Source organism: Kitasatospora sp. NPDC059160, from assembly GCF_042755465.1.
Classification (GTDB): Bacteria; Actinomycetota; Actinomycetes; order Streptomycetales; family Streptomycetaceae; genus Kitasatospora.
The window spans coordinates 20,787-46,336 of the sequence record NZ_JBHZCN010000013.1 but is presented as its reverse complement, the minus strand read 5'-3'; the positions used below and the strand labels follow the sequence as shown (position 1 = coordinate 46,336).

General features: G+C 75.3%; 23 protein-coding genes and 1 pseudogene. 17 read left to right on the top strand and 7 right to left on the bottom strand.

Annotation, left to right across the window (positions count from 1 at the left end; all coding sequences use genetic code 11):
• Window positions 1-432: 432 nt before the first annotated feature.
• From ACFXOZ_RS08010 to ACFXOZ_RS08000, 3 genes and pseudogenes are all read left to right on the top strand, one after another.
• A pseudogene (locus tag ACFXOZ_RS08010) lies at window positions 433-729 on the top strand (transposase); the annotation flags it as partial.
• Between the two features lie 474 nt (window positions 730-1,203).
• Entirely contained in the window at window positions 1,204-1,767 is a 564-nt protein-coding gene (locus tag ACFXOZ_RS08005) for an AAA family ATPase (protein WP_380588417.1), read from the top strand.
• 114 nt (window positions 1,768-1,881) lie between these two features.
• A complete protein-coding gene (locus ACFXOZ_RS08000) occupies window positions 1,882-2,868 on the top strand; it encodes a zinc metalloprotease (RefSeq protein ID WP_380588415.1) in 987 nt (328 codons plus the stop codon).
• Between the two features lie 59 nt (window positions 2,869-2,927).
• Here ACFXOZ_RS08000 and ACFXOZ_RS07995 read toward each other — a convergent pair whose 3' ends face one another.
• Complete coding sequence (locus ACFXOZ_RS07995) at window positions 2,928-3,323, bottom strand: hypothetical protein (protein ID WP_375884337.1); 396 nt, start codon at window positions 3,321-3,323, stop codon at window positions 2,928-2,930.
• A gap of 148 nt (window positions 3,324-3,471) precedes the next feature.
• Here ACFXOZ_RS07995 and ACFXOZ_RS07990 point away from each other — a divergent pair, with 148 nt between their 5' ends.
• Entirely contained in the window at window positions 3,472-3,924 is a 453-nt protein-coding gene (locus tag ACFXOZ_RS07990) for a universal stress protein (protein WP_380526690.1), read from the top strand.
• Window positions 3,925-3,988: 64 nt separating this feature from the next.
• Window positions 3,989-4,900, top strand: a complete 912-nt coding sequence (locus ACFXOZ_RS07985; RefSeq protein ID WP_380588412.1) for a DNA-formamidopyrimidine glycosylase family protein — start codon at window positions 3,989-3,991, stop codon at window positions 4,898-4,900.
• Here ACFXOZ_RS07985 and ACFXOZ_RS07980 read toward each other — a convergent pair.
• Window positions 4,848-5,483 carry a uridine kinase gene (locus tag ACFXOZ_RS07980; RefSeq protein ID WP_380526694.1) on the bottom strand — a complete coding sequence of 212 codons (636 nt, stop codon included), beginning with the start codon at window positions 5,481-5,483 and terminating at the stop codon, window positions 4,848-4,850. The two genes, ACFXOZ_RS07985 and ACFXOZ_RS07980, sit on opposite strands and share 53 nt — an antisense overlap.
• 68 nt (window positions 5,484-5,551) lie before the next feature.
• A complete protein-coding gene (locus ACFXOZ_RS07975; RefSeq protein WP_380588409.1) occupies window positions 5,552-6,877 on the bottom strand; it encodes a PQQ-binding-like beta-propeller repeat protein in 1,326 nt (441 codons plus the stop codon).
• A gap of 149 nt (window positions 6,878-7,026) precedes the next feature.
• Between ACFXOZ_RS07975 and ACFXOZ_RS07970 the strand changes: the two genes are divergently transcribed.
• The 8 genes from ACFXOZ_RS07970 to ACFXOZ_RS07935 all read left to right on the top strand — a co-directional run bounded on the left by ACFXOZ_RS07970 (window position 7,027) and on the right by ACFXOZ_RS07935 (window position 16,579).
• On the top strand, window positions 7,027-7,563 hold the full coding sequence (locus tag ACFXOZ_RS07970) for a Uma2 family endonuclease (RefSeq protein WP_380588406.1): 537 nt from the start codon (window positions 7,027-7,029) through the stop codon (window positions 7,561-7,563).
• Between the two features lie 135 nt (window positions 7,564-7,698).
• A complete protein-coding gene (locus ACFXOZ_RS07965; RefSeq protein ID WP_380588403.1) occupies window positions 7,699-10,284 on the top strand; it encodes a SpoIIE family protein phosphatase in 2,586 nt (861 codons plus the stop codon).
• Between the two features lie 36 nt (window positions 10,285-10,320).
• Window positions 10,321-11,991 carry a sensor histidine kinase gene (locus ACFXOZ_RS07960; RefSeq protein WP_380588400.1) on the top strand — a complete coding sequence of 557 codons (1,671 nt, stop codon included), beginning with the start codon at window positions 10,321-10,323 and terminating at the stop codon, window positions 11,989-11,991.
• 127 nt (window positions 11,992-12,118) lie between these two features.
• On the top strand, window positions 12,119-12,787 hold the full coding sequence (locus ACFXOZ_RS07955) for a response regulator (protein WP_380588529.1): 669 nt from the start codon (window positions 12,119-12,121) through the stop codon (window positions 12,785-12,787).
• Window positions 12,788-13,341: 554 nt separating this feature from the next.
• Complete coding sequence (locus ACFXOZ_RS07950; protein ID WP_380526703.1) at window positions 13,342-14,112, top strand: transglycosylase family protein; 771 nt, start codon at window positions 13,342-13,344, stop codon at window positions 14,110-14,112.
• A gap of 117 nt (window positions 14,113-14,229) precedes the next feature.
• Entirely contained in the window at window positions 14,230-14,934 is a 705-nt protein-coding gene (locus tag ACFXOZ_RS07945) for a class I SAM-dependent methyltransferase (protein WP_380588397.1), read from the top strand.
• A 143-nt stretch (window positions 14,935-15,077) separates the two neighbouring features.
• Complete coding sequence (locus ACFXOZ_RS07940; RefSeq protein ID WP_375884357.1) at window positions 15,078-15,833, top strand: SDR family oxidoreductase; 756 nt, start codon at window positions 15,078-15,080, stop codon at window positions 15,831-15,833.
• A gap of 104 nt (window positions 15,834-15,937) precedes the next feature.
• Window positions 15,938-16,579: a TIGR03086 family metal-binding protein gene (locus ACFXOZ_RS07935; RefSeq protein WP_380588394.1), complete on the top strand. Its 642-nt coding sequence runs from the start codon at window positions 15,938-15,940 to the stop codon at window positions 16,577-16,579.
• Between the two features lie 34 nt (window positions 16,580-16,613).
• On the opposite strand, the gene ACFXOZ_RS07930 is transcribed toward ACFXOZ_RS07935, so the two are convergent.
• Window positions 16,614-17,078 (bottom strand): (2Fe-2S)-binding protein, encoded by a 465-nt coding sequence (locus tag ACFXOZ_RS07930; RefSeq protein WP_375884363.1) that lies wholly within the window; start codon window positions 17,076-17,078, stop codon window positions 16,614-16,616.
• Between the two features lie 14 nt (window positions 17,079-17,092).
• Window positions 17,093-19,102 carry a molybdopterin cofactor-binding domain-containing protein gene (locus ACFXOZ_RS07925; protein WP_380588390.1) on the bottom strand — a complete coding sequence of 670 codons (2,010 nt, stop codon included), beginning with the start codon at window positions 19,100-19,102 and terminating at the stop codon, window positions 17,093-17,095.
• A gap of 706 nt (window positions 19,103-19,808) precedes the next feature.
• On the opposite strand from ACFXOZ_RS07925, the gene ACFXOZ_RS07920 reads away from it, so the two are divergent.
• Window positions 19,809-21,095, top strand: a complete 1,287-nt coding sequence (locus tag ACFXOZ_RS07920; RefSeq protein ID WP_380526711.1) for an MFS transporter — start codon at window positions 19,809-19,811, stop codon at window positions 21,093-21,095.
• Here ACFXOZ_RS07920 and ACFXOZ_RS07915 read toward each other — a convergent pair.
• Window positions 21,029-21,265 carry a hypothetical protein gene (locus tag ACFXOZ_RS07915; protein ID WP_380526713.1) on the bottom strand — a complete coding sequence of 79 codons (237 nt, stop codon included), beginning with the start codon at window positions 21,263-21,265 and terminating at the stop codon, window positions 21,029-21,031. The two genes, ACFXOZ_RS07920 and ACFXOZ_RS07915, sit on opposite strands and share 67 nt — an antisense overlap.
• 145 nt (window positions 21,266-21,410) lie before the next feature.
• On the opposite strand from ACFXOZ_RS07915, the gene ACFXOZ_RS07910 reads away from it, so the two are divergent.
• From ACFXOZ_RS07910 to ACFXOZ_RS07900, 3 genes are all read left to right on the top strand, one after another.
• The gene (locus ACFXOZ_RS07910; protein ID WP_375884371.1) at window positions 21,411-22,142 is read left to right on the top strand and encodes a Mut7-C RNAse domain-containing protein; all 732 of its coding nucleotides are present in this window, start codon (window positions 21,411-21,413) and stop codon (window positions 22,140-22,142) included.
• A 138-nt stretch (window positions 22,143-22,280) separates the two neighbouring features.
• Entirely contained in the window at window positions 22,281-22,742 is a 462-nt protein-coding gene (locus ACFXOZ_RS07905; RefSeq protein WP_380588387.1) for a cupin domain-containing protein, read from the top strand.
• Entirely contained in the window at window positions 22,739-24,628 is a 1,890-nt protein-coding gene (locus ACFXOZ_RS07900; protein ID WP_380588385.1) for a CocE/NonD family hydrolase, read from the top strand. The genes ACFXOZ_RS07905 and ACFXOZ_RS07900 overlap by 4 nt, the downstream gene beginning before the upstream one ends.
• On the opposite strand, the gene ACFXOZ_RS07895 is transcribed toward ACFXOZ_RS07900, so the two are convergent.
• A complete protein-coding gene (locus tag ACFXOZ_RS07895) occupies window positions 24,629-25,465 on the bottom strand; it encodes a hypothetical protein (protein WP_380588382.1) in 837 nt (278 codons plus the stop codon).
• Window positions 25,466-25,550: the final 85 nt, after the last annotated feature.

The window sequence follows — 25,550 nt, the reverse complement described above, 5'->3', positions numbered from 1 at the left end:
CGGTGGCCGGGACGATCGTGCGCACCTAACCGTGGGCCCCGGGCCGCCCGTCCGCCGTCACCTGCTACCTCACCGACGCCGAATGGCTGCTCGACGACCTCAAGGCGCAGCACGACATCCACAACCTGCCGATACACAAGGCCCGCTACTGGGTCCGCTCGGACGGCCAGGTCCTCCGGGCCCTCGACCTGACGATCGACTTCCTGCCGGTCATCCACCTCACCAACACCATCCCGGATTCCGGCGAGCACTGGGGGCAGCCGCTGATCGCCAAGGTCATGCAGGTCCTCGACGAGTTGTCCGCGACCGACCCCGACTCGGCCGCCGCCAGCGACACCACCGGCTCTCCGATCATCGGCCTGTCCGGCATCTGCCTGCCCACGGACCGGACAACGGGGCCACGCTGCCGCTCCAGGTGCGCGGCGGCACTTTCTGGTTGCTGGCCGAGGGCGGCTCCTCGCGGCCCTGGACATCGCGACCGGGAAATTGATCGGGAAGGTGTCCGCCCAGCACCGGGCCGTGGACGTCCGGGACTTCCTCGACGAGATCGACCGCCGGACCGATCCCGGTCTGGCGGTCCACGTGATCTGGGACAACCTCGCCGCCCACAAGGCCCCGGTGGTGCACCGCCGGCTGCTGGCACACCCCCGCTTCCGACCGCATTCCACCCCGACGTACTCGTCGTGGATCAACCAGGTCGAGTGGTGGTTCGCCGAACTGCAGCGGCGTTGCCTCGAACGCGGGGTGCACTGTTCGCTGGACGGCCTCCAGGCCAGTCTCGAAAGCCGGATCAAGGTCTGGAACGAGAACGCCGAGCCGTTCAAGTGGACCATGACCGCCGACCGGATCATCGATCGGATCTGCCGCTACAGCTCACGCATATCCGAACCGGCTCACTGGCCGGGCCCTGTCGGGCAGGATCGGCCGGACGGGGCCTGGCCGCCGCAGGGCCTCCGCCGAGGCCTTCGCACCTGCCCTGACCACGGGTCTTTACTCGTTCTTGGTCATACGCCATGCTCGTGGCAGGGAACGCGAGTGGAAGCGGCGGGCGGAGGGTCGGTGACGGGGACACGAATACCGCGGGCGGCGGCGCCACGGGTGTCGCCGCCCCGTGCTGCCAAGGACCGTGGTGTCGAAGGCCGTGGTGTCGAGGGCCGCGCTGCCGATTGCCGGACGGGCGCGGATCGGATCGTCCGCGCCGGTGTGCACGAGCTGCGCGGCTCCGGGCCGGCCGTGCTGCGGTATCCCGCCGGTGACTTGTTGGTCGTCACCGGGCTGCCCGGCAGTGGGAAGAGCACCCTGATGCGCCGCAGTGTCCGCGCCCCGCTGGTGGATTCCCAGCTGGTCCGCGAGGAGTACGCGTCCCGGCTGCCCGGCCGCCTCCCGTACGCGCTGTACCGTCCGCTGGCCCGGCTCGCGCACTACCGGCGGCTGCGCCGGGCGGTGCTGGAGGGCGGGCCGCTGGCCGTGCACGACTGCGGCACGCTGCCCTTCGTCCGGTCCTGGCTGGTGCGGGCCGCCGCCCGGCAGGGGCGCCGGGTGCACCTGCTGCTGCTCGACGTGGACCCGCGGGAGGCCTGGGCGGGTCAGCGGCGGCGCGGCCGGTGGGTCTCGCGCTACGCCTTCGCCCGGCACCGGGGCGCGGCCGCCCGGTTGCGCGGGCTGCTGCTCGGGGTGGGGCGGCCGCCGGTCGGCTGTGCGTCGGCCGTGGTACTCGACCGGGGTGCCGCGCGCGCCCTGCGGGAGATCGACTTCTCGGCGTCGTAGTGTCGGGCGGGTCCGCGCCGGGCGCCGGTCGCCGGTGGACGGGCCCGAGGCGCGGCCGATGCCCCGTCATCTCCCCCCGCCCCCTCCCTGGTCATCTCCCCGTCAGGAGCGCTGATGCGCCGTACTGCCCGGGTGCGCTCGCGTGCCCCCCGCCTGTTCCCCTGCGCCGCCGCGCTGGTCGCCGCGGCCGGTCTGAGCCAGTTCGCCGCCCCGGCCCCGCACCGTACGGTGGCGGCTGTCTGCGACGGTACTGCCGCCGAGACCGCCGCCGATGCAGGTGTCGACCCCGCCGCCCGGAAGCCGGCGGGCAGTCAGGCGGGCCGGGACCCGAACGCCGTGAGCGCCGACCGGGCCCGGGCGATGCAGGCGGACCTGGAGCACCGGCTCGCCGCGCTCGGCCCCGCCCACGTCCCGCTGGCCGCCGAACCGACCACCATTCCGGTGTACGTCCACGTGATCCACTCCGGGGACGCCGGCCGGCTGGGCGAGGGTGCGGTGGCCGCCCAGATCGACCACCTCAACGCCTCCTACGGCGGCCAGGGCGAGGGCAACGCCCCCACTCAGTTCCACTTCGACCTGGCCGGCACCGACTACACCGACAACGCCGGCTGGTACTCCGGCATGACCCCCGGCTCCGCCGCCGAGCGGTCGATGAAGAGTGCCCTGCGCAAGGGCGGCGCGGGCACCCTCAACCTCTACACCGCCCACCTCGGCCAGTCCCTGCTCGGCTGGTCGACCTTCCCCGACGTCTACCGCTCGAACCCGGTCGACGACGGCGTGGTGGTCCTGGACGACTCGCTGCCCGGCGGCCCCGCCACCCACTACAACGAGGGCAACACCGCCACCCACGAGACCGGCCACTGGCTCGGCCTCTTCCACACCTTCCAGGGCGGCTGCCTGCCCCCGGGCGACTACGTGGACGACACCCCGCCCGAGCGCAGCGCCGCCTACGGCTGCCCCGAGGGCCGGCACACCTGCCCGGGCGGCGGGCTCGACCCGATCCACAACTTCATGGACTACAGCTACGACTCCTGCATGACCCAGTTCACCCCGGGGCAGGTCCAGCGGATGTCCAACTCATGGGCTGCCTACCGCAGTTGAACAGGAGTGGAGCGGCCGAGGTCGATCGAGGTCGGCCGCGGGCCGGAGCAGGAGGCCGGTCAGCAGCAGACGTGGAGGTAGAGGAGCGTCCGGCCGTCGGCGGCACGGAACTCGTACGCGTGGTGGTCCTCGGCGAGCGCCTCGAGCCAGGCGGCCGGACGCTCCTCGGGGGTCAGCAGCACCGGGACCAGTGCCTCCGGGAAGTCCTCGTGCCAGCCGTCCCAGCCGCCCAGCGTCATCTCGTCGGCGCCGGCCGCCAGCCGCTTGGCCAGCCGCCGGTCCAGCGGGCCGCGGGCCAGCCGCCAGTAGCAGCCCAGGGCGTCCTGGAAGCCGCCGGCCGCCACGGGGGTCAGGCGGTACGGTCCGGCGCTTCCGTCGGCGGGCGGCAGGGTGGCGGCGACCTCGGCGATGACCTCGGCGAAGCCGCCGGCGCGGCGGCGCGGTTTGCTCGGCATGGGGGCATTCTCGCGGGCGGAGCCGGTCGGCGGCACCCGAATTGAATGCGGAACGCCGGGTGCGGCGTGGCAACTACCGGGTGCATGCCCGATTTGATCTATGTTCGGATGATTGGTGCCGAGCAGGAGTGACCGAAGGAGCAACCGCATGAGTGCCCACACCCGGATCGTCGTCGGCGTCGACGGCTCGCCCGCCTCGGAGCAGGCGCTGCGCTGGGCGGTCGACTACGCCAAGGCCGTCGGCGGGACGGTCGACGCCGTCACCGCCTGGGAGTACCCCGCCTTCTACGGCTGGGGCGGGACGGCCGTCCCCACCGGGGAGTCCCTCAACCCCGAGGAGCTGGCCGGCCAGACCCTGGCCGAGAGCGTCGCCAAGGCCGTCGGCACGGACCCGGGGGTGCCGATCGCCGAGAGCGTGCTGCCCGGCAACGCGGCCGGCGCCCTGCTGCAGGCCGCCAAGGGCGCCGCGCTGCTGGTCGTCGGCAGCCGCGGACTCGGCGGCTTCTCCGGCGTGCTACTCGGCTCGGTCAGCCGCCACGTCACCGAGCACGCGCCCTGCCCCGTGGTCGTGGTGCGGGAAGGCCAGGTCGAGGCCCCGTAGTCGAGGCGCGTAGCGGCGAGGGGCCGGTGCCGCACCGGGCCGCCGCGCGGACCAGAATGGAGACATGCCAGAAGGTGACTCCATCTACCGCGTGGCGGCCCGGCTGCACGAGGCCCTCGCCGGTCAGCAGCTGACCAGCGCCGAGCTGCGGGTGCCCGCGCACGCCACCGCCGCGCTCGCCGGGCGCCGGGTCCTGGAGGTCCGCCCGCGCGGCAAGCACCTGCTCACCCGCATCGAAGGCGGGCTCACCCTGCACACCCACCTGCGGATGGACGGCCACTGGGAGGTCTACCGCCCCGGCGAGCGCTGGACCGGCGGCCCCGCCTTCCAGATCCGCGCCGTCCTCGGCACCGAGCACGGCACCGCCGTCGGCTACCGGCTGCCCGTCGTCGAACTGCTGCGCACCACTGACGAACGGCGGGCCGTCGGCCACCTCGGCCCCGACCTGCTCGGCCCGGACTGGGACCCGGTCGAGGCCGTCCGCCGCATCCTCGCCCGCCCCGCCCGGCCGCTCGTCGAAGCCCTGCTCGACCAGCGCAACCTGGCCGGGATCGGCAACGTGTACGCCAACGAACTGTGCTTCGTCGCCGGGGTCACCCCGTGGACCGAGGTCGGACAAGTGCCGCACCCCGACCGGCTGGTGGAGCGGGCCCGGCAGATGCTGGAGGCCAACAAGCTGCGCCCCGGCCACATCACCACCGGCGACACCCGGCCCGGCTACCGGCACTGGGTCTACGGCCGGGCGGGCCGCCCCTGCCCGCGCTGCGTCACGCCCGTGCTGACCGGACGCCAGGGCGAGGCCCCGCGGGACCGGGCGGTGTTCTGGTGCCCGTACTGCCAGCGCGGGCCGGCCCCGGCCGCCCCGGCCGCCCCGGCCGCAACGTCCGCAACATCCGGCGCGCCCGCCACGTCCGCCAGGTCCGCTAGGTCCGTTCGACCAGGGCGGGGTGCCGCGGGTCGTCCACCCGTACGGTGAGGTCGGCGGCCTCGGTCGGCCCGGTCTCCGCCTCGTAGCGGGCGAAGGCGGGCAGCGTCCACTGCTCGTCCGCCGGAGTGCGGCGGGCCAGCGCGGCCGGGGTGAGCGCCAGGTGGACGCTCAGTTCGAGCGGCAGCCAGCGGCCGAGCAGCAGGGCGCCGTCCAGCAACAGCACGCCGCCGGGCGGGAGTTGGACGTACGGGGCGCGGGTCGAGCGGTCGGTGGCCGGGTCGCGCAGCGAGGGCAGCACCCGGCCGGTGCCGCCCGGCTCCAGCGGGTCCAGCACCTCGCGCAGCAGGGCGCCGTCGTCCAGCCAGAGGTCGTGGAAGGCGTCCGCGTCCCGGTGGCCGTACTCCAGCCGGATCGAGGCCGGGCGAAGGAAGTCCGCCGCCGACACCCGCAGCGCCGGGCGGCCGCGCAGTCGCAGCGGCTCCACCAGGGCGTCGGCGAGCAGCCCGGGCCGGGCGGCCGCGGCGCCGTCCACGGCGACCCGCAGCCACCGCTCGCCGGCGCCGGGCAGCTCGCTGATCCGGTCGGCGAGCAGCTCGGCCAGCTTGTCGGGGGAGATCGGGTGTACCTGCACCAGCACATCCTGCCGCCCGGGGCGCTCCCGGCCCAGCGGTTTCAGGCCGGCGGTTCAGGCCCGCGCTCTCAGGTCAGCGGGAGCGCGTGCAGGACGTCGTCGTGCCCGGCGAAGAGGCGGGAGCCGTCAGCGGCGAGGTTCCAGACGTCCTTGCCCGGGCCGGAGTCGTGGAAGGTCCACCCCGGCGTGCCGGTCGCGGTGTAGATCGCCGCCACCCCGCCCGCCGCCGGACCGGGCACGTACAGCGTGCCGCCGACGACCAGCGGACGGCTGCGGTTGTCCAGCAGGAACGGCAGCTTGACGGACCAGAGAACCGCGCCGGTCCGTGTTTCGAGGCAGGTGACGACGCCGTCGTTGCGCAGCACGAAGACCCGGACGGTGTCCGGGACGGGCGGCAGGGCCCGCCAGGACTCCCCCCGGGCGGCGGTGTGGTTCCAGGCCGGCTTGCCGTCGGGGCCCAGCAGGTACACCCCGCCGTTGCTGTCCGGCACGAGGAAGCTCGTCCCGGAGGCGACGCACCAGCCGAAGTCCTGGGTGACGGCGGCGGTCGACACCTCCTCGCCGGTGGTGGCGTCCCGGACCACCAGCTCGAGGCGTTCGCCGGTCGACCGGACGCAGGCCAGCAGGTTCTTGTTGTAGGGGGCGGTGGCGGCGGCGGGCCGTTCCTGGTGGTCGACCGCGACGGACCAGAGCAGGGAGCGCCGGTCCAGCTGTACGGCGAAGATCCGGCTGCTCGGCGCCGAGCTGTCCGAGCGCGGCCAGCTCAACAGGCAGCCGTAGAGGACGCCCGCGCTCAGGCAGGTGAGCTGGACGTCACCGTCCAGCTCCTCGGGCAGCGCCAGGCTCCAGTCGGCGGCCGGGTCGGTGAGGTGGTGGGCGTCCAGGTGGCCGCGGGAGGTGGCGGTGAACAGGTAGTCGCGCCAGACCGCGATCTTTCCGGCGGGCAGTTCCAGGTCGCTCGGCCAGTCCTTGGGTGCCGGCGGGTCGAACACCAGCAGCCGTCCGGGACGACCGGTGCCCGGGTCGAGGGCCTGCCACCCCGCCTTGGAGAGGAAGGCCGGCCCCTGGGGCGCGGCGAGCAGCCGCTCCGGGGTCATCACCTGCGGGCCCCGGTAGGTCCACAGCGGCGTCGGCCCGGACAGCGCGGTCGGCTGCGGCCGGCTCGGCGACGGCGAGGGCGTCGACCCGTCGCCCTCCACCCGGCCCAGCGCCCACGCCGCCCCGCCGGCCGCCAGCACCCCGGCCCCGATCAGCAGCCCGCGCCGGCTCAGCCGGGGGCCGTCACCGTCCGGACCCCCACCGCCGAGCACGTCCCCGGGCACCGCGTCCGCACCGTCCGCCTCCCCGTCCCACTGCCAGGCGGCGTCCTGCACCGGCCCCTCGGGCGACTTCATCCGGTCCTCACTCCCACCCCCGGCGGCCACCGTGCCACCACCTGCCGGGGAGGATATCGAACGGTCCCCGAACCATCCCAAGCCGCGACCTCGGCCGCACTAGGCTGCGCCCGACACAACGAGTACCGGCCCGCCCAGGAGGCCCGAGGATGTCCACCGTGACGGCCGAGCAGTACGACGGCTGGACCGAGGAGCAGTGCGCCGACGTGGAGATCGTCGGCGGGGTGGTGGTCGCCCGTCCGAGCCGCTCGGCCCGCCAGAACCGGATCGCGCGGTTGGTGGCGAACGCCCTGGACGACGCGGGCGGGGCCGACTGGAACGCCGACTGCGGCTTCGACCTGCGGCTGCGGGACGTGCCGCTCGACAACCGCTGCCCGGACGTGGTGGTCTACCGGGCCGACACGGTCGAGGAGATGCCGGCCAGGCCGGAGCACGTGCTGCTGGTGGTCGAGGTCGTCTCACCGGGCTCGGAGACCACCGACCGGCTGGTCAAGCCCGACCAGTACGCGAAGGCCGGAATTCCCTTCTACTGGCGGGTCGAGCAAGCGGCGGGCCGGGTGCCGGTCGTCCACACCTGTCCGCTGGACGAGGCGAGCCGGGTGTACCGGGCCGGGGAGGTGTTCACCGGACTGGTGAAGGCCGCGGTGCCGTTCCCGGTGGAGGTCGACCTCACCGATCTGCCGTAGCGCGTCACCCGCTCGGCGGAGCGGTTCGCTCGGCCGGGTGAGGGCGTCCGTGCCGGGGCGGGTGGGGCCGGTGGGCCGGCCGGGGCGGGCGGGGCTCGCCTTGACACGGTTCCGGGCCGGACGTAGCAAGGGAGCATGCGCGATCCGCAGCCGACCGGCGGGGACGCCGAGCCGGTCCGTGCGGCGGGCCCGGAGGCGGCGCACGCGCGGGACGAGCTGTTGGCGGAGGCCGTCCGGGAGGTGCTGGCGTCGACCGCGGCGTACGGGGCGATGGTGCACCTGCGCTCGCGGGACGGGCGGTCCCTGGTGCTGCGGACCCTCGCCGGGGTGCCGCTGTCGATCATGAGTCCGTTCCGCCGGGTCGCGGCGGCCGGGCCGCTGCCGGTCGCGGTCTGCTTCCGCACCGGGCGGACCGTCACGCTGTCCGACTCCGAGGACATCGTGCGGCGCTTCCCGCAGCTGGCCGTCGGGCTGCCGTACGACTTCGTCTCCGCCTGCGTGCCGGTGGGGCACGGCGGGGAGCGGTTCGGGGTGCTCAGCGTGCTGTGGCCCGCCTCGGACGACGGCGTGCCGGACGGGGACGGCGGGCGGCCGGAGGCGGTCGCCTCCCGGCTGGGCGCCGGGCTGGCCGGGGTGGCGGCGGCCGGGCAGCCGGTGGAGCCGGCCGGGGACGCCGCCGTGGTGGAGCTGGCGCCGCCGACGGCGGTGACCACCCGGGTCGGGCTGTTCGACTGGGACGTGGCCAGTGGCGCGCTCGCGGCGGACGTGCAGTTCCGGGAGATCTTCGGCTTCGCGCCCGGCGAGTTCGACGGCACGGTGCGCTGCCTGACCGGCCGGATCGCCCCCGGTGACGTGCCCGAGTTCCGGGCCGCCGCCCGCACCGCCCTGGAGCACGGCGAGGTGCTGGCGGCCCGGGTGCGGGTGCTCGGAGCGGCCGGCCGCCCGTACCCGGTGGAGCTGTGGGCCCGGGTGCCCGGGGCGATCTCCGACGGCGGGACCCACCTGGTCGGCGCCGTCCTGGACGTCCGTGCCCTGACCGCGGCGGCCGCCGCGGTCGAGCGGCTGCACGAGGGGCTGCTCTCGCTCGACCCGGACGGCCTGATCAGCTACGTCAACCGGGCCGCCGAGCCGCTGCTCGGGGTCGGTGCCGAGGAGCTGGTCGGCCACCACCCCTGGGAGGTGCTGCCCTGGCTCGCCGACCCCTTCTACGAGAACCGCTACCGCGCCGCCCTGCTCTCCCAGCAGCCCACCGCCTTCCTGGCCGTCCGCCCGCCGGACGGCTGGCTCGCCTTCTCGCTCTACCCCGACCCGCACGGCGTCACCGTCCGGATGGTCGCCGCCGAGGCCCCGCCGGGCGCGGCCGAGCCCCCGACCGCCCTGGCGCCGCCCGCGGCCACGGCCGGCGCGGGCACGGGCGGCGTCGGCGGCACCCACCACCTGCTCCAGCTGGCCAGCGCGCTCACCGAGGCCGTCACCGTGCGGGACGTCTGCCGGGCGGTGGCCGAGGAGATCCTGCCGGCCTTCGGCGGCCAGGAGCTCGCCATCTACGGGGTGCGCGAGCAGCGGCTGCACCTGGTCTCGCAGAGCGGCTACCCCGACGGCTTCCTGGACGGCTTCGAGGGCACCCCGCTGGACGCCCGGGTCCCCGGCGCGGAGGCGCTCAGCACCGGCACCCCGATCTTCTTCGAGTCGGTGCGCGAGCTCGCCGCCGCCTACCCGGGCCTGGCTCTGGACGAGATGGGCGCCTGGGCCTTCCTGCCGCTGATCGCCTCCGGCCGCCCGGTCGGCAGCTGCATCCTCGGCTTCGACCGGGCGCACCCCTTCACCGTCGAGGAGCGCGGACTGCTCACCGGCCTCGGCGGCTTCATCGCCCAGGCCCTGGAGCGGGCCCGGCTGTACGACGCCGAGTTCGCGCTGGCCCGCGGCCTGCAGCAGGCCCTGCTGCCGCACCGGCTCCCGCAGGTGCCCGGCATCCGCACCGCCGCCCGCTACTTGCCCGGCACCCAGGGCATGGAGATCGGCGGCGACTGGTACGACGCGATCGTCACCGGCGACGACCTCACCCTGGTGATCGGCGACGTCGAGGGCCACAGCGTCGGAGCGGCCGCCGCGATGGGCCAACTGCGCAGCGCGGTCAGGGCGTTCGCCAGTGGCGGCGAGCCGCCCGGCCAGGTGCTGGCCCGCACCAACCGGCTGCTGCTGGACCTCGACCCGGGGCTGCTCGCCAGCTGCTGCCTGGTGCGCCTGACCCCCGCCGACGGCACCGTGCGGATCGGCCGGGCCGGCCATCTGCCGCCGGTGCTGCGGCACCCGGACGGCCGGGCCGAGGCGCTGTACGTGCCGGGCGGGCCGCTGCTGGGCGTGGACGACGGGGCGGCGTACCCGGTCAGCGAGCTGCGGCTGCGGCCCGGGTCGCTGCTCGCCCTCTACACCGACGGGCTGGTGGAGGACCCGGCGCTGGCGATCGACCAGGGGGTGGACCGGCTGCGGGCGGCGCTGGCGCACGGGCGGGCGGGGGAGGCACTGGAGGAGCTCGCCGAGCGGCTGCTGCGCGAGGTCGGCTCGACCGGGCGGGTGGACGACGTGGCGCTGCTGCTCACGGCCTTCGGGACCGACGGCGGGGTGGGCGGCCCGGGCGGCGGGACGGACGGCGGGGTGGGCGTCGGCCCGACCGGCGCCGGAGCGGCGACTTTCGTCGGCCCGGGCTGCGACGAAGGGTGACCGCGGCCGGGGCGGCCGCCCGGTTAGCCTCGACGGGTGGAAGCAATCGCACGGGCCTGGTCGACAGCGGTACGGACGGCGCTCCCGGGGCCCTGGCGCCCCCGGCGAGTGGTCGGCGAGGCCGTGGCGGCCCTGCTGATGGGCGCGCTGGCGGCCCTGCTGGAGCTCGCCGCCGCCACCGACCTGGCGGTGCCCTTCGGGCTGGCCGTCGCCGCGCTGTGGCTGCTGCGGCGCGGCTTCCCGGCGACGGTGCTGGTGCTGACCGGGACCCTGGCGGGCTGGTCGCTCGGGCCGTTCCCGCTGCTGGTGTGCGCGGGCTGGGTGGCCGGGGCGCGGATCGGCCGGGTGTGGCGACTGGTCGGCGCCTTCGTGCTGAGCTACCTGATGTTCTCCATGTTCGGGATGCTCAAGGACGGCGCCTCGTACTCACCCAAGCTGATCATCGGCTTGTCGCTCGGCATCTTCCTGGTCTTCGCGGGTCTGCCCGCCCTCTACAGCCGCTACCGGGCGCAGCGCCGCGCCCTGCTGGACGCGCTGCGCGAGCGCAACGACCAGCTGGTGCGCGAGCGGGCGATGGTGGTGCACCAGGCCCGGCTGCGGGAGCGGCACCGGATCGCCCAGGACATGCACGACAGCCTGGGCCACCAGCTGGCGCTGATCTCCGTGCACTCCGGCGCGCTGGAGGTGGACCGCACCCTCAGCGACCGGCAGCGGGAGGCGGTCGGGGTGCTGCGGCAGGCGGCGGTCGCGGCCATGCGCGAGCTGCGCGAGGTGGTCGGGGTGCTGCACGACGAGTCGACGGCGGTGCCGCCCGCGGTCGTCGGCGCCCCGGGCGCGGCGGGGTCGCGCGGTGGGGTCGACGGGATCGGGGGGTTGGTGGAGTCCTCCCGGGCGCCCGGGACGGTGGTGGAGCTCTGGGTCGAGGGGGAGCGGCGGCCGCTCGCGGCGGCGGTCGACCACGCGGCGTACCGGATCGTGCAGGAGGCGCTCACCAACGCGCACAAGCACGCCCCCGGCGCGCCGATCGCGGTCGCGCTGCGGTACGAGCCGGACGCGCTGGTGGTGGAGGTGACCAACCCCCGCGCGCCGGAGCTCGTGGGCGCGCGCTCCGGCGCGGGGCCGGTGGTGAGCGGCGGACAGGGGCTGACCGGCCTGCGGGAGCGCGCCCGGCTGGTCGGCGGCATGGTGCACGCGGGCCCGACGCCCGAGCAGGGCTTCCGGTTGGCCGCCGTCCTCCCCTACGAGGGAGCGGAGGCCGAGGGCGCCGCCGCCCTGACGGCCGAGGAGGAGTGGGCGGCCGGCGGGCTGCCGCCGGTGGACGGCGGGCAGGACGGCCGGCGCCGCCCGGCGCTGGGCTGCGCGGCCGGGGTGGGGGCGGTGACGCTGATCGTGGCGGGCCTGGTGGCCTGGGGTGTGGTGGCCTTCATCCGGGGCGCCAGCGACTCGACGGTGCGGCAGTCGGTCTACGACCAGATCCGGGTGGGCGACTCGCGGGGCGAGGTGCTGAAACAGCTCCCGCCCGGCAACGACTTCTTCACCTCCGACTTCCAGTCCGCCGGGCCGCCCCGGCCGGAGGACTCGCACTGCCGCTGGTACTCGCTGGCGAAGGAGGGCCAGGGCGACTCCTGGTCGGACGACCACGTGGCGCGGTTCTGCTTCAAGGGCGGGGCGCTGGTGGAGAAGGTGGAGTACACCTCCAAGGGCTGAGGTCGGCCGTCCGTCGTCGCGGCGCCCGGCCCCGGCCCGCCCTCCCCGGCCCCGGGCGGGAGGAGGGTGCGGCCGGGATGTGAGGATGGAGTTCCAGCCGCACCACCGTTCGAGGGGAATGACCAGCGTGATCCGAGTCCTCGTCGCCGACGACGAGCCGCTCATCCGGGCCGGGATCAGGATGATCCTGGGGTCGGCCGAGGACGTCGAGGTGGTCGCGGAGGCCGCCGACGGCCGGCAGGCGCTGGAGCTGGCCCGGGCGCACCGGGTGGACGTCGTCCTGCTGGACATCCAGATGCCGGTGATGGACGGACTGACGGCGCTCGGGGAGCTCGGCAGGGTCGCGCCCGGCGCACGGGCGATCATCCTCACCACCTTCGGGGAGCGCGAGAACGTCCTGCGCGCCGTGACCGAGGGCGGCGCCGGGTTCCTGCTCAAGGACACCGCGCCGAACGAGCTGATCCAGGCCGTCCGGGCCGCGGCCGGCGGGAACGCCTTCCTCTCCCCGGCCGCCACCCGGCACATCGTGGACTCGCTGGCCGCCGGGCGCAGCGGCTCGGCGGCCGCCCGCGGCGCGCAGGCGCGGCGCCGGCTGGAGGTGCTCACCGGGCGCGAGCTGGAGGTGCTGGCGCTGCTCGGGGAGGGCCTGTCCAACGCGGACGCGGGGGCCCGGATCCACATGAGCGAGGCGACGGTGAAGACCTACGTCAGCCGGATCCTGGCCAAGTTGGGCTGTGAGAACCGGGTCCAGGCGGCGCTGCTGGCGCGGGACGCGGAGCTCGACGGCCGTAGCTGAGCGGGGTCGCGCGGTCGCGGTGGGTGTCGCCGGTGACGGATGCCACTCAATCGGTGGTCCGAACCGGGAACTCCGGATGGACTCGTGACGGTCCGTCATCTTCCGATTGCGGACGGTCGATGGTGTGCGGGAGTCCACGAACGGACAGATGTGAGCGCGGGCACGGAAATTGATCGTTCGATCTTTAAAATGCGGTCAAACCTGGTCGAACCGGGCGCCGTTTCTTGATCGATACCGCCGGTAACAGTCAACTGACCTGCGAGAACCAAGAATTGCTTGCTGAGCCCCGGATGTGCCCCTAGCTTTCTTGGCGGCGCAACGAGCGCCACCCGGGTTCACCCCGACGCACGGCCCGCCGACTGACCCCCGGCGCGAGGGCGGTGCCCGCCGACGACACCGGCCCGAACGGGCCGTCGGCGAGCGGAGGTGGCCGGGGCGGCACGGCACGTCCGACACGTGGCCGGCCGCCCGACGAGCGAGGTGAGCGCAACCGACCGGCCCGTGTCCCGGGCCTGGTTCCGCCTGCCCGCCCGGGGCTTGCCGAGAGGACATTCATGACTTCCCGTCACGAGACCGCCGCTGCCACCGAGACCACCACCAGCAAGCGCAACCGCCTGCGGATGGCGGTCGTCGCGGGCGCCGCCGTCGCGGCCCTGCCGGTGGCCGGCCTCGTCACGGCCACCTCGGCCTCCGCCGCACCCTCCTCCACCTGGGACGCCGTCGCCCAGTGCGAGAGCGGCGGGAACTGGAGCATCAGCACCGGCAACGGCTTCAACGGCGGACTGCAGTTCACCCCCTCCACCTGGGCCGCGTACGGCGGAACCGCGTACGCCCCCCGGGCCGACCAGGCGACCAGGGCGCAGCAGATCGCCGTCGCCGAGAAGGTGCTCGCCTCGCAGGGGCCGGGGGCCTGGCCCGTGTGCTCCCAGAAGGCGGGCCTGAGCAAGGGCGGCGCCCCGGCCGCCGTCGACACCTCGGCGGGCTCGGGTGCCGCGGATCGGGCGACCCCCGCCAAGCCGGCCAAGCGGTCCGCGAAGGCGGCCCCCAAGGCCGCCCCGCAGGCGGCTCCGAAGGCGGCCGCCCCGAAGGCGCAGCCGCACGCCGCGCAGGCCCCGCAGGGCCGCCCGTCGGCCAAGCCGGCGCAGTCCGCTCCGGCGGCGGCGAAGAACACCACCGGTGGCGAGTACACCGTCCGCAGCGGTGACACGCTGAGCGACATCGCCGCCAAGTTCGGCGTCGACACCGACGGCCTGTACGGCAGGAACGCCCGCACCATCGGCGCCGACCCGGACCTGATCTTCCCCGGGCAGACGCTGACCGTCTGACGCCCTACCACGCTGCGACGCGATCCGGCGGCCACCCCTGCGCGGGGTGGCCGCCCGGCGCGTTCGGGGTCCTGGCGCATCGGGTTCGCTGGAGCCCTGCACCAGTAAGGTCATCTGATGGTCCGACTGATCAGTGACAGCGAGCTCAGCGCCTCCTCCGTGGTGGCCAACAGCACCATGAACCGCGAACGCGGACTCAGTGGTGTGAACAGCTACACCCGCGAGCTGGGCTTCGACCCCGCCGCCTGGCTCCGGGAGCACGGCGGCGCCGCGCCCGGCTGGCTGGACCTGTGCAGCGGGGAGGGACGGGCACTGGTCGAGGCGGCCCGGGTGCTGCCCGCAGGCGCCGAGCTGACGGGGGTGGACCTGGTCGGGCCGCTGGTCCCGCCGCCCGTCCCGGCGGCCGGGGCACGGCTGCGCCTGGTGACGGCGGCGCTCGCGGACTGGGTGCCCGAGCGGTCGTACCAGCTGATCACCTGTGTGCACGGCTTGCACTACCTCGGCGACCAGCTCGGCGCGATCGCCCGCGCCGCCTCCTGGCTGGCCCCGGACGGCCGCTTCGCCGCCCACTTCGACCCGGAGTCGGTGCGCCGCCCCGACGGCTCCGGCGCGGGCCGGGCGGTGCTCGCCGCGCTGCGGGCGGCCGGGTTCGAGTACCGCGCGCGCCGCCACCTGCTGCTCCTGGACGGCGGACGGCCGGTCGCGCTGCCCTTCGGTTACGCGGGCGCCGACCCGGCGGCCGGGCCGAACTGGACCGGGCAGCCGGCGGTCGGGTCGTACTACCACTCGCTGGTCGCGCCACGGGGGCGCGTGGAGTTGTAGTTGAAGATTGAACGCAACGTCCGAATACCGCCGGAGACGTCAAGGGATCCGGATCAGGATCGACTCACACACCGAGAGCGGAACGCCGGCCGGCGGACGGCCGGGACGCGATCGGACCACGGTGCACGAGGAGACCCGAAGACATGACGATGAACGGTGCTGCGGCGCTCGACGGCAAGGTGGCCCTGGTGACCGGCGGCAGCCGGGGGATCGGGGCCGCGGTCGCGCTGCGGCTGGCCGAGGACGGCGCCCACGTGGCGCTGACCTACCAGGGCTCGGCCGAGCGGGCCGAGGAGGTGGTCGCCAAGATCACCGCGATGGGGCGGACCGGCTGGGCCGTGCGCGCCGACAGCGCCGACCCGGCGGCGGTGCGCGCTGCGGTGGCCTCGGTCGCCGAGCGGTTCGGACGGTTGGACATCCTGGTGAACAACGCCGGCGTGGGCGCCGGCGGGCCGATCGAGGAGGTCGGGCTGGAGGAGCTCGACCGGGTGCTGGAGGTGAACGTCCGGGCGCCGTACCTGTACGCCCAGGCGGCCGTCGAGCACCTGGCCGAGGGCGGGCGGATCGTCGCCATCGGCAGCTGCGTCGCCCAGCGCGTCGTCTTCCCCGGCGCCGCGCTCTACGCGACCAGCAAGGCCGCGCTGATCGGCCTGACCAAGGCGCTGGCCAGGGAGCTCGGCCCGCGCGGGATCACCGCCAACCTGGTCCACCCGGGCCCGATCGACACCGACATGAACCCGGCCGACGGCGACTCCGCCGACTTCCAGCGCGGCTTCGTCGCCCTCGGCCGCTACGGCACGGTGGCCGAGGTCGCGGGCGCCGTCTCCTACCTGGTGGGTGAGGACGGCCGCTACGTCACCGGTGCGGAACTGTCGGTGGACGGCGGCTTCGCCGCCTGACCTCCCGTTCGGCGGGGCGGCGGTGTCGTGCCGGGCGGTCGTCGGCGACCGCGCTTACGATCGCCCGGCACGACCCGTGCGCCCCCCCGACCGAGAGGTGTGCCATGACCGCGGCGGACGATCCGGCCGATCCGGTGGACCCGGCCGACCCGGTGGACCCGATCGGGCTGCTCGCCCGGGCCCTGGCCCAGACCGCCGGGCTGATCGACGGCACCGGCGTCGAACTGGCCGGCCACCCGACCCCCTGCCGCTCCTGGGACGTCGGCGACCTGATCAGCCATCTCCTGCACGACCTGGCGCAGTTCACCCTCCGGGCCGAGGGCGGGCAGCCGGACTGGAGCCGGCCCTTCGACCGGGTCGAGGAGGACTGGCTGCACGCCTTCGAGGCCGGGGCCGAGCGGCTGGTCGAGGCCTGGCGCGCCGCCGGGGACCTCACCGGCACGGTCGAGCTCCCCGGCGGCGCCACCCTGCCGGCCCGCTTCCCGGTCGATCAGCAGACCACCGAATTCGCCGTCCACGCCTGGGACCTGGCCCACGCCACCGGCCAGTCCACCGAGGGCCTGGACCACGAGGTGGCCCGGGCGGCACTCGACTGGGCGCACGGCGCCCTCAAACCCGAGTACCGCGGCGACGAGGCCGACCACCACGCCTTCGCCCCCGAAGTCCCCGCCCCGCCGGACGCCCCGGCGTACGACCGGCTCGCCGCCTTCTTCGGCCGTGACCCCGCGGCGGGCGCCGGCGCATAGGGCCCACCGCGGCGATCCGCAGACGGCCGGTGGGTCAGTGCACCCGGCCGGTGGCCGCGGCGCGTTTGATGGCCTCGCGGATGCGGGGGTAGCTGCCGCAGCGGCAGATGTTCTGGATCTGGTCGATGTCGGCGTCCGTCGGGTCGGGGGTGCGGCGCAGCAGGGCGACGGCGGTCATGATCTGGCCGGGCTGGCAGAAGCCGCACTGGGCGACGTCGCAGTCGATCCAGGCCTCCTGGACGGGGTGGAGGGTGTCGCCGTCGGCGAGGCCCTCGATGGTGGTGACGGTGCGGCCGTCGCACTCCTTGACCGGGCGGGTGCAGGGCTGGAACTCCTGGCCGTCCAGGTGGCTGGTGCAGGCGCGGCAGACGCCCACGCCGCAGCCGTACTTGGGGCCGGTGACGCCGAGCTTGTCGCGCAGGACCCAGAGCAGCGGCATGTCGTCCGGGGCGTCGACGCTGACGGGCTGCCCGTTGAGGACGAAGGTGTGGGTGGGCATGGGGGGCGACGTCCTCAGAAGTTGATCGGGAAGGAGCGCGGGCTGGTGCCGGTGGCGCGGGCGTAGGCGTTGGCGACGGCGGCGGAGGCGGCGGGGACGCCCAACTCGCCTGCCCCGCCCGGGGATCCGCTGGGCGGCATCAGGTGGATCTCGACGGTCGGCGGGGTGTTGCGCTGCCGGGCGTAGTGGAAGTCGGCGTAACTCCCCTCCCGGAAGGCGCCGTTGTCGAGGTGGTTGCCGGCCTGCAGGACGACCGAGATGCCGTCGATCAGTGCGCCGGTCAACTGGGCCTCCAGGCCTCGGGGGTTGATGACCTGGCCGACGTCGGCGGCGATGACGGCCTTGGTGACCCGGGGGTTGGCGCGGTCGGTGGCGTCGAGTTCGACCAGGTAGGCGGCCCGGCCGCCGTTCTCGTCGTGGTAGCCGACGCCCTGGGCCTGGCCCTCGGGCATCGGGCGGCCCCAGTCGCCGGCCTTGGCGAGGATGTCCAGGAGGGCCCGGCCGGCGGCGTCGCGCACCCGGGCGCGGCGGAAGGCGACCTCGTCCTGGCCCATCCGGCGGGCGAGTTCGTCCATCATGATCTCGTCGGCGACCCGGACCATGCCGGAGTAGACGGAGCGCCAGCTGCCGGTGTGCACCGGGAGCGGGAGTTCGGCGAGCAGCTGGGTGGGGATGCCGACGTTGTACGGGTTCTTCTCGGTGAGCAGGAAGAAGGCCTGGGCGAGGCTGATCCCGGCGACGGAGAGGTTGAACCCGGCGCCGGTGAGGGCCTCGCCGAGGCCGTGCGAGAGGTCGGTGCGCACGGTGGCGGCGCGGTGCTCCCAGCTGAGCACCTGGCCGAGGCCGTAGGTGGCGCGGATGCGGTGGTGGCTGGCGGGGCGCATCCGGCCGTGCCGCATGTCGTCGTTGCGGGTCCACATCAGTTTGACCGGTCGGCCGGCGGCCTTGGAGATCTGGGCGGCCTCCAGGGCGGCGTCGAAGAACAGCCGGCGTCCGAAGGAGCCGCCGCCGCGGACGACGTGGACGGTGACGGCGTTCTGCGGCAGGCCGAGTTCGGCGGCGATGGTCTGCTGGGCGATGATCGGGCTCTGGGCGGCGAACCAGAGTTCGGCGCGGCCGGGCCGGACGTCGGCGACGGCGGTGAGTACCTCCATCGGCGCGTGGTTGACGAAGGCGAAGTCGAACTCGCCGTCCAGGTACGGGGTGAGCAGCGGCGGCAGCAGGAACGGCGCGTGCGCGGCGCGCAGTCCGGCCCGGACGTCCTCGGTGGAGAGGCCGGCGGCCGGGCCGGGGTTCCAGGTGGTGCGCAGTGCGTCGCGGGCCTTGAGGGCCTGGTCGAAGGTCTCGGCGAGGACGGCGACGCCGGTGGGGATCGGCACCACGGCGAGGACCCCGGGCATGGCGCGGGCGACCGAGGCGTCCAGGGACTTGAGGGTGCCGTTGACGGTGGTCGGGCGGGCGACCACGGTGGGTGCGGCGCCCGGGATCCGGAGGTCCCCGGCGTACTGGACGCGGCCGGTGACGATGTCGCGGGCGTCGATGCGGCCGGTGGGCCGGCCGACCAGGCGGCGCTGGTCGGCCGGCTTGGGGGTGGCGGGGACGGCGGGGACGACCACGGTGGCGGCGTCGGCGGCGAGTTCCCCGAAGCGCAGGCGTCGGCCGTCGGGGGCGAGGACGGCGGAGCCGGCGGTGCGCAGGGCGGTCGCGGGAACCTTCCAGCGGTTCGCGGCGGCGGTGACCAGCCGGGCGCGGGCGGCGGCGGCCGCGGCGCGCACCGGCTCGTACAGCGAGCGCACCGAGTTGGAGCCGCCGGTGAGCTGGTAGAAGAGCAGTTCGGGGCGGCCGTCGGAGAGCGGTACGTCCACGTCGGTGAGTTCGGCGTCGAGTTCCTCGGCGACCAGCATGGCGATCGCGGTGGTGAGGCCCTGGCCGACCTCCAGTCGGGGCAGGTGCAGCGCGGCACGCCCGGCGGGGGTGATTTCGAGCACCAGCAGGTGGGAGGTGGGCAGGCCGGCGAGGATCATCGCGTCGCCGAGGTCGAGGACGTCGGGGATGCCGGGCAGGCCGAGCAGTTGCGGGGGCGCGGAGGCGTCGCGGGTGGCCGCGGCGGCGCGTTCGGCGGCCCGGGCGGTGGCGGGCGCGGCGGCGTCGAGGCCGAGCCGGGCGGCGACGGTGAGGGTGGGGGCGGCCAGCAGGTAGGTGAGGAAGCGGCGGCGGCCGGCGGGCTCGGCGCGGTCCGCGGGACCGGTGGGAGCGGCGGGATCCTCGTCCGGGCCCTCGCGGCCGGCGAAGCCCGAGCGGGCGGTGGAGGTGCTGATGGGAGGGGCCCTTCGAGCCGGAGCGGGCGCCGGATCGGGCGGGCACGGACGGCCCCGGCCCCGGTGCCGGATCGCGGACGCCGTTGAGCATAGGAGGGCGTTACTGACGGGTCAACACGGCCAATCTTGGCCCTCCGGCCGGGGGGTGGAGGTGTCCGGTCCGCTTCGGCCGGCGGAGTCGGAGCGGGTACGGAGGGGGCTTCGCCCGGGCGGGCGGGGCCTCGGAGCGGCCGCGCGGAGTGCTGCCGGACAATCAACAGGGCGCTGTCGTACGGGAGTTCACGGCTCGTCCGACGGTGCGGCGGGGCCCCGGAAGTGGACCGGGAAAATTCAAGATCAATGGACCTGTCGGCCGGTCCACTTCTTCCCTAGGCTGGGCCTCGCCCGACCGCCTGGATCCGACAGGAGAGAAGTGCCGAACCAGAGCGCCGCCCGGCTCGCCCTGCTGCCCCCCGCCGGCCCCCAACGCACGCTCGCCGCAGCCCAGTTGGCGAGCGCGGTGGGCGACGGCGCCTACTACACCTGCTCCGCGCTCTACTTCACCCGCGTCATCGGGATGTCGCCGACCGCCCTCGGCTTCGGACTCGCCGTCGCCTGGGCGCTCGGCTCGCTGGCGGGCGTCCCGCTCGGCGCCCTCGCCGACCGTCGCGGCCCGCGCCGCACCGCCGTGGCCCTCGCGCTCGCCACGGCCGGCGTGGTCGCCGTCCTCCTGGTCGTCCGCTCCTACCCGCTGTTCCTGCTCGCCGTCTGCCTCTACGCCACCGCGCAGTCCGGCCTCACCGCGGCCCGGCAGGCCCTGGTCGCCGGCCTGGTGCCGACCGCCGAGCGCACCGGACTGCTCGCCCACCTCCAGTCAACCCTCAACGGAGGACTGGCCGTTGGCGCCGCCATCGGCGGCATCGCGCTCACCGTCGGCACCCGGGAGGCCTACTTCGGCGCCTTCACCGTCACCGCCCTCGGCTTCCTGGCCGGTGCGCTGGTCCTGCGCCGGCTGCCCGAGGCCCCGCCCGCACCGGCCGACCCGGCCGCCGGACCACGACTGGCCGTGCTGCGGGACCGCCGCTACGCCGCCGTCACCCTGGTCAACACCGTGCTGCTGCTGCGGATGCCGATGCTCAGCCTGATCCTGCCGCTGTGGATCGCCCAGCGCGCCCCCGGCCTCGGCTGGCTCGGCTCGGCGCTGTTCGTGCTCAACACCCTGGCCGTGCTGGCCTTCCAGGTCCGGGCGGCCCGCGACGTCAGCGGACTGGACTCGGCCGTCCGGGCCGTGCGGTCGTCCGGGGTGCTGCTGCTCGCCTCCTGCGCGGTCTGCGGACTGTCCGTGCTGTCCGTCCCGGCGTGGGGGTTCGCCGCCCTGCTGGTGGTCGCGGCCGTGCTGCAGGTGGCGGGCGAGATGCGGCAGTCGGCCGGTTCCTGGCAGCTCGGCTTCGACCTCGCGCCGCCGGAGCGGATCGGCCAGTACCAGGGCTTCTTCGGCACCGGCGTCGCCGTCGCCCGCACCCTGGGGCCGCTGCTGCTCACCACGCTGCTGCTGGACGGCGGGCTCACGGGCTGGCTGGTACTGGGCGGGGTGTTCCTCGCCGCCGGGTACGCGATGGGCCCGGTGGCCCGCTGGGCGGCGCGCGACCGCGACTACCTGCCGCCGGCCCCCGCGCCGTCCTCCTCGGCCGTCGGGGCCACCGCCGCCGAGGCGCCGTAGAGATCGTCGTCGCCGCCGTACGGCGCCGCGCGCCCGGCCCTGGAGGCCGGCCGCTCGGAGCGGTCGGCGAACAGGTCGTCCGGCGCGTCCTCCAGCAGGTCGTCCGGCGTCTCCTCCACCAGGCCGTCCGACCGGACCGGCCGGCCGTCCCGCCGCTCGTTCCCGGTCATCGCACGCTCCAACCGCCGCTGCTGCTGTTCCGGATACGGCCGATGCTACTCCGCGGGCCCGCCGCGCAGCCCCCCGCGCGGGCCCCGCGCAGCGGGCCCCGGAAACCGCTGGCCCCCGCCCGCCGCCCGCTGGCATGCTGGCCGCGTGGACAGACCCCAGATCTGGCTCGACCTCGCCCCTGAGCTGCACCTCTTCGTCTCCGCGCCCCGGCGGGCCGGCCGCACCGCGCTGCGCACCGACGGCACCTCCAGCCTCGGCCACCTGGTCGAGTCGCTGGGCGTGCCGCTCACCGAGGTCGGCGCCCTGCTGGTGGACGGCCGCCCGGTGCCCGGCTCGTACGTCCCGGCCGACGCCGAGCAGGTCAGCGTCGCCGCCGTCGCCCGGCCGCAGCCCTCGCCCGCCCCGCCGCGCTTCCTGCTGGACGTCCACCTCGGCACCCTCACCCGCCGGCTGCGCCTGCTCGGCATCGACGCCGCCTACGAGAACCCCGACATCGGCGACGCCGCGCTGGCCGCCCGCTCCGCCGCCGAACAGCGCGTCATGCTCTCGCGCGACCGCGGCCTGCTGCGCCGCCGCGAACTGTGGGCCGGTGCGTACGTCTACAGCCACCGCCCCGCCGAGCAGCTGCGCGACGTGCTCTCCCGCTTCGCCCCGCCGCTCGCCCCCTGGAGCCGGTGCACCACCTGCAACGGCACGCTGCGTACGGTGAGCAAGACGACGGTGCGCGAACAGCTGCACGACGGCACCGAGCGCTCGTACGACGCCTTCGCCCAGTGCGCGGACTGCGGCCAGGCCTACTGGCGCGGGGCCCACCACGCCCGGCTGGAGGCCATCGTCACCGACGCGGTGCGCGAGTTCGGGGGAGTCTCGGGGTAGCGGAGCCGAGCTCCTCGGGGTTCTCTCGGGGTCGGATACGGACCGCTGCGGATGGTGGGCCGTCCGGCGGGCATGGTCTGATCGGCGACGGGGGACGAGCCCAGGAACTCCTTCGTACGAGAGAGGCCGGGTCGTCGGATGAACGATCAGCCAGTGCACCAGCCCGCACCGCACCACTCCTCCTCACCCGAGCACCAACCCTTCGAGAGCGCCGAGCCCGCCACCGCCCCGGTGGTGACCGCGCCCGACGGCGCCGTGGTCCGCCCGCTGCTGGTCCTGGACGGGCTCGGCAGCCTCGCGGTCTTCGAACTCGCCCCCGGGCAGGTCACCCGCGCCGTGTCGCACGCCACCGTGCAGGAGCTGTGGCAGGTCACCGCCGGCCGCGGCGAGCTGTGGCGGCGCCAGGACGGCCGGGAGGAGGTCCACCGGCTCGTTCCGGGGGCGGCCGTCTCGATCCCGCTGGGCACCGCCTTCCAGTTCCGGGCCGACCAGGACGCCGACGGGCCGCTGCGCATCACCGCCGTCACCATGCCGCCCTGGCCGGACACGGACTCCGAGGCGCGCCCGGAGGAAGGCCCCTGGAAGGCGACCGTCCGATGAGCCGGGGCAGGACGGCCCACCGGCGGTTACGCCGCACCGCCGCGGCCGCCGTCGCCGCGCTCACCCTGTTCGGCCTGGGCGCGGCCCCGGCCGTCGCGGACACCGGCACCGCCGCACCCCACCTCCAGTCACGCTACGTGGCCATGCCCGACGGCGTCCGCCTCGCCGTCGACGTCTACCTCCCGAACGGCACCGAACCCGGGGCCGAGCTGCCCACCGTCCTGGTCACCCAGCGCTACTGGCGCGCCCGCGTCCTGGCCGGCCAGTCGGGCGGCACCAGCGGCGAGGCCGAGGCCTGGAACGCCAAGGGCTACGCCTACGTCGTCGCCGACCTGCGCGGCACCGGAGCCTCCTTCGGCACCCTGACCTCCGAACTGGGCGCGGACCTGGTCGCCGACAGCGGCCCGCTCAGCGACTGGATCGCCGCCCAGCCCTGGTCCAACGGCCGGGTCGGCACCACCGGCGTCTCCTACGGCGGCGACACCGCGATGCTCGCCACCGCCCTCGGCAACCACCACATCACCGCCGCCGCACCGATCTCCTACGACTTCGACCCCTACGAGGACCTGGTCCGCCCCGGCGGACTGCTGATCGAGCCCCGGCTCGCCCCGTACGCGCTGCTGCTGCGCATCCTGGACCAGGCCGGCGGCACCACCTGCGAGACCAGTGCGCAGACCCGGCAGCTCTGCGCCCAGGTCGGCCTCACCGGCCTGACCCCCCGTCCGGTCGACGGCCCGGACGGACCCGCCCTGATGGCCGCCGCGCGCGCCGAGCACGCGAACAACGCCAACCTGGTCGACATGGCGCAGCAGGGCGTCCACCGCGACTACCGCAACGGCCCGCAGAGCTGGACGGTCGGCAGCGTCGGCGAGCAGACCGACGCCGTCGAGGACGGCGCCGTCCCGGTGCTGACCCGGGCCGGCTGGCTGGACGCGGGGACGGCCAACGGCGTGCTGTCCCAGTTCAGCGGTCTGTCCAACACCCAGGACGACTGGATCGGCCCCTGGAACCACGGCGCCGGCTGGCTCGCCGACCCGTTCCGGCCCGCCCGGCCGCTCACCCCGGCCGAGCACGAGCAGAACGACCAGCGGGTGGTCGACTTCTTCGACCGCTACGTGCGCGACGGCGCCCGCCCCGACGGCAGGCGGCAGGTGCACTACTACACCTTCAACGAGGACGTCTGGCGCACCACCACCCGCTGGCCGGTGCCCGGGACCCGCACCCGGCCCTTCCGGCTCGGCGCGGGCAACACCCTCACCGAGGGGCGGACCGGGAGCGGCCCGGCCGGCTCCGACCTGCTGAGCCTGGACCCGACCGCCGGCACCGGCCCGCTCGACCGCTGGAACACCAACCTCAGCGGCAGCAAGGTGAGTTACCCCGACCGGGCGGCCGTGGACGGCAAGCTGCTCAGCTACACCACCGCGCCGCTGACCGAGCCCGCCCGGGTCACCGGCAACGGCAGGGTCACCCTCGACGTCACCGGCCTGGCCGGCTCGGCGAACGGCGCCCTGCACGTCTACCTGGAGGACGTCACCCCGGACGGCCGGGCCACCTATCTGACGGAGGGCCAACTCGCCCTCGCCGAACGGGCGGTGGCCGACTCCGACGACAACCCCGACTGGCGGCGGCTGCGCACGCCCCGCAGCTACGCGGCCACCGACGCCACGCCCTTCCCGCAGGGGCGGGCGCAGCGGGTGGTGATCGACCTCCAGCCGGTCTCGGTGCTCTTCCGGGCCGGCGACCGGATCCGGCTCACCGTGGCCGCCGCCAACCCCGACTCCTTCCAGCTGCTCCCGGCCGACGGCCGCGCGCAGTACCGGATCGGCTACGGCGGGCACGGCGGCGAGTCCGGTTCGGTGCTCGAACTCCCGCTGGTGCAGCGGTAGTTACCTGCCCGCCAGGCCGAGGGTCCAGATGTGGGAGCTGTAGCTGCCCATCCGGGTCGGGTGGCGCTCGACCAGGGTCGCGGTCAGGCCCTCGGGGCCGCGCTGCAGTGAACCGGTGAAGCGGTGCCGGTCGGCGGGGTCGAGCGGGAGCAGTTCGGCGAGCACCGCGTCGTCCAGCTCCCGCCCGACGGCACGCAGCACTCCCGCGTCCAGCACCAGCAGGGTGCCGTCGGGCAGCACCAGCGGCTCGGGGGCCAGGGCGTCGCTCAGCAGCGGGCCGGGCTCGACCACCCCGCCGGGCAGCAGCCGCACCACCCGGCTGCCGGTGGGGTGGCGGCGGTCGGTCTCCACCACCCGCAGGCCGCCGGTGCCGGCCGGTCCGGCCGTGCCGACCACGTAGTGGCCGAAGCTGCGCCAGGAGTCGACCACGGCGCCGTCCCGGTCGTGGGCCCTGGTGTCGAAGTGGCCGTAGCCCTCCAGCCCCAGGACGAAGCGCCCGTCGCCGAGCGCCGCACCGCGTTCCCCGCGCAGCTCGGCGACCGGCGTGCCGTCGGCGAGGTCCAGCAGCAGGGCCGGGCCGAGGTGGCCCCAGGCGGTGTAGTCGAAGGAGGTGGTGGTGACCAGCACCCGGTCGGCGGACAGGTGCGCCGCGTTCGGCCGGCCCGGGCAGGGGCGGCGCCAGCGGACCTCGCCGGCGGCGTCGACCCAGCTGAGCTCGCCGTCCCCGCCGTGCAGCGTCCAGCCCTCGCGCCGCGCCAGCGGCCCCGCCGGGCGCCCCTGCGGACGGCCGCCGGGCTCGCGGCGGTGGTTCATGACCGTGACCTGCCAGCTCCCCATGGTGCGGATGCTATCGGCCGGGCCCGAACGACGGGTGTCGTTTCGGTGGCCGCTCACGGCGCCCTGACGGCGGACAATCTCCCCA